A 4950-nucleotide genomic window follows, 5' to 3' on the forward strand; every position below is an offset into this window, starting at 1 on the left:
CCTCCGAGTAAAGATGAGGTATTAAGAGATCTTAAAATACCGATATCATCAAAGTCAACAGAAATTTCTTTATCCATTATGAGTTGAAAAAAAATTATGTTATCTTCAAAGTCTTGGAGATATTTAATTTTACCATAATATTCACCAGTTCCTATATTTAATCTTATTTTAGTATTATTTTGAGGAATTGGAGTTCCAGATAATCGATTAAATAGTACATCTATTATTTTAGTATTTACAATAGATTTGCTGTTAGTTAGAAGATTTCCTCTCTCAAGCTCTTTTGATGTTACTCCGGCTATGTTTAACGCACATCTTTGTTGAGAGGATATATAATCTAAATCTGTTCCATGATTTTGGATACCTTTTATTTTAATATTAATTTTTTGAGGATAAAGTGTTAAAGTTTCTCCCTTTTCTATGTTACCAATAGTTGTACCACTGACGATAGTTCCAACTCCTTTAGGAGAATATATTTTATCAATATCTAATCTAAAAAGATTTGCGGGAGTACTTGGCAATGAAAAATCAAAATTTTTAATTTCTTTTAAAATTAAATTATAAAGATTTTTATAGGTTGAAGAGTCTTTCAAAGTAACTTCAGCAATAGGGAAATTTTTAAAAAAGTCTTCTTTAAATTCTTGGGATATTTGGGCTCTGACTTCATTAATTCTTTCGGATGTAACTAAATCAATTTTCGATAAAACAATAATTCCTCTTTTTATTCCGAGAAGCTTCAAAATTTCTTTGTGTTCTATAGTTTGAGGCATAATACCATCATCACAAGCTATTAAAAATAGCACAAAGTTGATTCCTTTAGCACCAGCAACCATATTTTTAATAAATTTCTCATGTCCTGGGACATCAATAATACTAATAATCTCTCCCGAAGGAATAGTTAAAGGGGCAAAACCAAGATCAATGGTCATCCCCCTTTCTTTTTCCTCTTTCATAGTATCGGTATTTATATCAGTTAACATTTTGATTAAAGTTGTTTTTCCATGATCTATATGACCAGCAGTACCAATTACTATATTTTTCATATCTATACTCTCTTTAAAAATTTTTTAAAATTTTTTATAATAATAGGATATTCATCACTATGGATTGTTTTTAAATCAATAAAAAATTGGTTATTTTGAACTCTACCAACGATAGGTATCTCTTCTTTTAAAAAGGATGTCTCAATTTTTTTTCCGTCTAAGGAGGTAATAATAACAGCATAACTATTAATAGTAGCATCGGGCATAGAACCACCACCAATGATAGCCTTTGTTTCAATTATTTCGCTTTCTATTTGAATATCTTTTAACAAATTTTTTAAAATTTCTGCCCTCTCAAAAACACGTTCAATAGGCTCTATTATTTTATTTAAAGTAGGATTTTTTTCTATAGCTATTTTTTCATCAACATATTGTTTAAAAGTAAATTCTAAAGCACTAATAGTCATTTTACAAACTCTAAATGCTCTTAAAAGTTGATTTTTTTTCAATTTAGAAATTAATTCTTTTTTTCCAATAATTATTCCACACTGAGGTCCGCCTAAAAGTTTATCTCCACTAAAGGTAATCAAGTCGATACCAGAGCTTAAAGATTCAAAAATTGTAGGCTCTTTTTTTTGTCCGTATTTGGAAAAGTCTATAAGTACACCGCTACCTAAATCTTCCATTGAAATTAAATCGTGCTTTTTTGCTAATTCGGCAATCTCTTTATTGGATACAGAGTGTGTGAATCCAGATATATGATAGTTGGATGTGTGAACCTTTAAGAGCATAGATGTATTTTCATTAATTTTTCTTTCATAATCGAATAAATGAGTTCGATTAGTAGTACCAACTTCGATAAGTTTAGCGTTTGAAAGCTCCATAATATCTGGAATTCTAAATGAACCACCAACTTCAACGAGTTCTCCTCTAGAAATGATTACTTCAGTATCTTTACTAAATTCATTTAAGCAAAGCATAACAGCAGCAGCATTATTATTTACAACCAAGGCAGCTTCAGCACCTGTAACCTTTGCAATAAGATTTTCTATGTGTGAATATCTACTTCCTCGTTCACCTGTTTTTAAATCAAATTCAAGATTGCTATACCCACAAAGTGAGTTTTGAAGGTGTTCAATTAGTTCCTTTGAAAAAAGAGCTCTTCCTAAGTTCGTATGCAAAATAGTTCCAGTACCATTTATAACTCTTTTAAAATTAAATTTTAAATTTTCAGTTAAAGACTTTATAATCTCATTTTCAATATCCTCAATAGAGTATTGAGTAATAATTTCTTCTATAATTCCTTTTCTGAAGAAGCTAATTCCTTCATTAACAGCGTTATAAACCTCCTTATAAGGCTTATCTTTAAAAAATTCCTTTTCTTTTAGTAGGTCTATAAGTTTATCTACTTTAGGAAGATTTCTTAAAAGAGTTTGTTTATTAGTCATAGTATTCCCCTTATCTAACTACAATATATTTTCCGTTGTATTTTTCTACAGTTCCAATTAAAGCTGATTTTATTTTAAGAGTGTTTAATTTTTCCATAACTTCCGATACATATTTTGAAGAGACAGAAAAAAGTAGTCCACCAGATGTTTGTGGGTCTAGCATAATCTCTTGTAGCCAAAACGGTACAGTTGAAATATCGACCTTGTCATTTAAGTAATTTCTATTTTTTTGTCCCATAGAGTTTATATAAAATTCTTTAGCAAATTTTTTAGCGATATCCAAATATGGAATAAGTTCTTGCTCCAAAATAAAAGTTTTTTCAGAAGCGACAGCCATCTCGTATGCGTGTCCTAAAAATCCAAATCCTGTAATATCGGTACAAGCTGTTATTGGATAATTTCTTATAATTTCCGCTGAATATTTATTTAAAGTTGTCATTATTTCAACCCATTCTATTTTTACTTTGTCAGAGATGGCTTCAACTTTTGAAGCCGTGGAAATGATACCAGTTCCTAGAGGTTTAGTTAAAATTAAAACATCTCCCTCCTTAGAACCGTAATTTTTAAAAACTTTATCAGGGTGTACAAGGCCAGTCACAGAAAGACCATATTTGATTTCGGGATCATGAATAGAGTGTCCACCACTTAAAACAGCTCCAGATTCAGCGATTTTTTCAGCTCCACCTCTTAAAATCTCTCCCAAAATTTCAATATTTTCCTTTTCAGGAAAGCATACAATATTCATAGCTGTTCGTGGTTCTCCCCCCATTGCGTAGACATCACTTAAAGAGTTAGCAGCAGCTATTTGCCCGAAAATATACGGATCATCAATCATTGGTGTAAAAAAATCTAAAGTTTGAATTAAAGCTATATCATCTGTTAATTTATATATAGCAGCATCATCAGATTTTTCAAAGCCAACAATTAAATTTTTATCTTCCACACTCGGAAGATTTTTTAATAGATTTGAAAGAACCTCCGGTCCTATTTTACTAGCTCAACCACCAATTGAGCATCTATCTAATAAAAGTTTCATTTTGTACCTCCTTGTTCATGAATGAGCTTATAAATTATACCACAATTATATATTTAACACCATACCACCTTCTAAATTATCAACTGTTGAAACAGTTATACTTGTTTTGTTTAAAATATCCAAAAGAATTAATAAAATTAAATTACCAGCAATGATAACATCAGCACGATCAGGCTCTAAACCGATAATTTTTTTACGATCTTCTAAGGTTTTATTTAGAAAAAGGTATAAATTTTCTTCTAAATCGATTTTCGTTAAAACGTAACCATTTATTTCCTTTTCATTAAATTTAGAAAGTTTTTTAACAATAGAAACATTGGTTGTGACAGTTCCAGCAACACCAATAATTTTAAAGTTACTATTTTCAAATTTATTTAACTCATTAAAAAACCCTTTTAAATAGTTACGGGCAGATAAAAGCGTTTCTTCATTGTAATTCTCATTTGAAAAAAACATTTCGGTCAATTTTACAACACCGATAGGAAAGCTTTTGATATAATCAATTCCATTATAGTCCCCAATAGTTATTTCAGTACTTCCTCCTCCCACATCAATAGTTGCTATTTTTTCTCTGTAGATATTACTATTTCCATTGAAACTCAGTTTGGCTTCAATTTCACCAGGAATGACCAAGGTATTTATGTCAAACTCATTTTTTATTCCTTGAACAAATATGCTACCATTACTAGCCTCTCTTGTGGCAGCAGTAGCAAAAGCAATGAGTTCAGTTACACCCATAGAATTAGATTTTTCTTTAAATTTTTTAATAATACAATATGTTTTTTCAATAGATTCTTTCGAAAGAATGCCAGTTTGATTGAGATTTTTTCCCAATCTAGATACTTCTAAATCCTTATATAGTGGAGTAATAATTTTCACTTTGTTATCATTTTTTTCAACTTCAGCAATAAACAATCTACATGAATTAGTTCCAATATCTATAACTCCTTTCAAAATCCTATTTTTAAAGGAGTAGTTAACTTCTGAAATAATCTTTTCGGAGATAGCCATATTTTCAAGAGTTCCATTTTTATCAATAATAAATTTAATTTTATCATAAGCATTTTTTTTATCTTTCTTCATAACATCAATTAAAATGTCTTCTTCTATGTAGATTGGAGTAGCATCAATTTTATAGAGATTAAAAAGTTCTTTGACGGACTTTATGTATACCTCAGTGGTAAAACCTAAAAGTTTAGAAATTTCCATTTCAAAAATTATACCTTTAGCAACTCCTTCTCCATGTGAGATATGTTGGTAGTCAAAAAGGGTTTCTAAGGCGTGACCATATGTGTGTCCCAGATTTAAGAAAGCTCTATCGCCTTTTTCAAATTCATCTTTTTCAATAAATTCTTTTTTTATTTTACATGATTCATAAATCATTTCAATTAGAACATCAGGTTTTAATCTTAAAATATCTCTATGTGATTCAATTAAAAAATTAAAATAACTTTTATCCTTTGCAATTATACTGTGTTTAATA

At 29.4% G+C, this 4950-nt stretch carries 4 protein-coding genes; all 4 read right to left on the bottom strand.

Going from position 1 to position 4950, the window contains the following annotated elements; translation table 11 throughout:
• Nucleotides 1-1043 (bottom strand): selenocysteine-specific translation elongation factor (gene selB, locus ACWI69_RS11660; protein WP_448822004.1); only part of this gene is annotated, 1043 nt, incomplete at its 3' end.
• A 2-nt stretch (nt 1044-1045) separates the two neighbouring features.
• Nucleotides 1046-2431: an L-seryl-tRNA(Sec) selenium transferase gene (selA, locus tag ACWI69_RS11665; RefSeq protein WP_448822005.1), complete on the bottom strand. Its 1386-nt coding sequence runs from the start codon at nt 2429-2431 to the stop codon at nt 1046-1048.
• A gap of 10 nt (nt 2432-2441) precedes the next feature.
• Nucleotides 2442-3419 (bottom strand): selenide, water dikinase SelD, encoded by a 978-nt coding sequence (gene selD / locus ACWI69_RS11670; protein ID WP_448822007.1) that lies wholly within the window; start codon nt 3417-3419, stop codon nt 2442-2444.
• Nucleotides 3420-3512: 93 nt separating this feature from the next.
• Nucleotides 3513-4950, bottom strand: a 1438-nt coding sequence (locus tag ACWI69_RS11675) for a Ppx/GppA phosphatase family protein (RefSeq protein WP_448822006.1), incomplete at its 5' end; no start/stop codon positions are given.

The sequence above is a fragment of the Cetobacterium sp. genome (assembly GCF_977044495.1).

Bases quoted from the DNA above. Each gene is read 5' to 3' on its own strand.
- selA (WP_448822005.1), bottom strand. From the start codon at position 2,431: ATGACTAATAAACAAACTCTTTTAAGAAATCTTCCTAAAGTAGATAAA.